Below are 2,387 nucleotides of genomic sequence, written 5' to 3'. Positions count from 1 at the left end.
GTGTGACGAGCAAGTCATGTTGATGGCTGTTTAACTGAGTTAAACTCTGATTAAACCTATTGTTTCGTCAATAGTAGCCTAAGAGCAGGTGCGACATCAGTTGTGCTAAGCTGCTCTGAAAAGGTAACCCTCCCGAAAGGGGAAGAATGAACCGTGAGGGAATTTCAACGACCGCAAGCGTTATGCAGTCTGGGGGCTTGGCTCAATGGTATGGTTAGCGCAAGCGAACTGTTATTTAAAGGTCGTTAAGTCGAACAAGCCAAACAACGCTGATAGGCTTGAACCAAAAGGTAAAGCGGTTGGACATTTCTGTGAATTTTGGGAATGCACGAACATCAGAACCGCTGGCTGAGAGACAGAACCTAACCCATTGGTTTGGCATCAACATGGAACTCGGTAAGCCTATATATCTCCCACAAAGGGTAAGCAGACCGCAAGGAATGCCGAATGGTATGTAGGTATAAGATTGTGGAAAAAGCGAATGCCATTCTGTAACGGAATGGATAAGGATTAAGCCAATGTCACGTGTGTCATTGACAACATCATCCTCCACGAAAGTGGGCAGACTTCCACTAGGTAATTCTTTTACAAGATAACTTAAAGAACTTCTTAAAGGAGGAAAGCAAATGAACGAAAATAGAAATATTAAGTGTGCGCCTTCTGGCCGAAACCAAAGTTGGACCAGTATAGACTGGAACAAGGCGGAGGAAACGGTCAAGAAGCTTCAAGCGCGTATTGTAAAAGCTCAGAAAGAAGGTAAGTATGGTAAAGTGAAAGCTTTGCAATGGACACTTACCCACTCGTTTTATGCCAAGGCATTGGCAGTTAAACGGGTGACCTCTAACAGTGGCTCAAAAACTTCGGGAGTGGACAAAATATTATGGACAACACCTGAAAGAAAATACAGAGCCATTGCTACACTTAAGAGAAGAGGCTACAAACCTCAACCGTTAAAGAGAGTCAATATCAAAAAGAGTAATGGTAAACTTCGTCCTTTGGGCATTCCTACAATGACAGACCGTGCAATGCAGGCATTGTACCTAATGGCACTTGACCCTGTAGCAGAAACCATTTCGGACAAATATTCATTTGGATTCAGAAAGAATCGCTGTTGTGCAGATGCCATGATTCGTTGTCATACCCTCTTATCTCGTTCTTACTCACCTGAGTGGGTTTTAGAGGGAGATATAAAGGGATGCTTTGACCACATCAGCCATGATTGGCTTCTAAACAATGTCCCTATGGATAAAGAAATACTCCGTAAGTGGTTGAAATGCGGGTTTGTCTTCAAAGGAGAGGTTTTTCCAACGGAAGAAGGTACACCACAAGGTGGAATCATATCGCCAACTCTTGCTAACATTGCTCTGAACGGCATCGAAAAGGCTCTTTCGGGATTCAAGCAAACAACCCGTAATGGTGTTGCATATAATCCCAAAGTGAGTTTAGTACGATATGCCGATGATTTTATCATTACAGGTGCATCTAAAGAAGTCTTGGAAAACGAGGTAAAACCTATTCTAGTCAAATTCTTCCAAGAAAGAGGGCTGGAACTGTCAGAAGAAAAAACAGTCATAACCCATGTTTCGGAAGGTTTTGATTTTCTCGGATTCAATATTCGCAAATATAATGGTACACTATTGACAAAACCGTCAAAGAAAAGTGTAAAGAAACTTACCGAAAAGGTGAAGGTTCTATTGAAATCGCACAGAGCAGTGAAACAAGAGGAAATACTTATGATGTTGAATCCAATATTGACGGGATGGTCAATGTACTATCGGTATTGCGCAGCCTCAGAAACTTTTAGAAAAACCGACCAAAAGATATTCAATATGATTTGGAGATGGTGTCTCAGACGCCATTCAAACAAATCTCTTGGATGGATTAAAAATCGGTATTTTCATCGTGTGAATAATCGTGATTGGTGTTTCGGTATCGCAAAAGACAGTCCGAAGGGAAATACACATATCCTACTAACTCGTCTGTTTGATACCAAGATTACAAAATATCCCCAAATAAAAAGGGATGCAAATCCGTATGATGCAGAATGGTATGACTACTTCCTTGACAGAAATCTTATTCGTATGAAAGAAAGTTTGAAAGGAAGGAAATCCCTCATATTCATGTGGGAAAGACAGAACCAATGCTGTCCATTATGCGGAGAACCCATAACCAAAGACACACCGTGGCGCACGGTGATGCTGAACGTGGATGGTATATCCAAACTGCATCTTGCACATGAAACATGTTGTAAATCCCTTAACAAGAAAGGAGGACTTTCATGAGCGTGCTTCATAGAAGTATTGAATTGCTTGAGCCGTATGATGGGAAACTATCATGTACGGTTCTTAGGGGGGAAAGCGCCCGTAAGGGTGCTGACCTACCCGATC

Annotated in this window: 1 protein-coding gene; it reads left to right on the top strand. The window is 41.9% G+C overall.

All coding sequences use genetic code 11. The features are described from left to right. Positions 1-626: 626 nt before the first annotated feature. Positions 627-2,282 carry a group II intron reverse transcriptase/maturase gene (ltrA, locus tag WKT20_RS17905; protein ID WP_340417850.1) on the top strand — a complete coding sequence of 552 codons (1,656 nt, stop codon included), beginning with the start codon at positions 627-629 and terminating at the stop codon, positions 2,280-2,282. Positions 2,283-2,387: the final 105 nt, after the last annotated feature.

Origin of the sequence: Phocaeicola sp. ICN-14070 (assembly GCF_037892625.1) — a bacterium.
GTDB lineage: Bacteria > Bacteroidota > Bacteroidia > Bacteroidales > Bacteroidaceae > Phocaeicola > Phocaeicola plebeius.
This window is presented reverse-complemented; position numbering and strand designations above follow the sequence as displayed.

Coding starts and splice junctions, on each gene's coding strand:
- ltrA (WP_340417850.1), top strand. CDS start 627: ATGAACGAAAATAGAAATATTAAGTGTGCGCCTTCTGGCCGAAACCAA.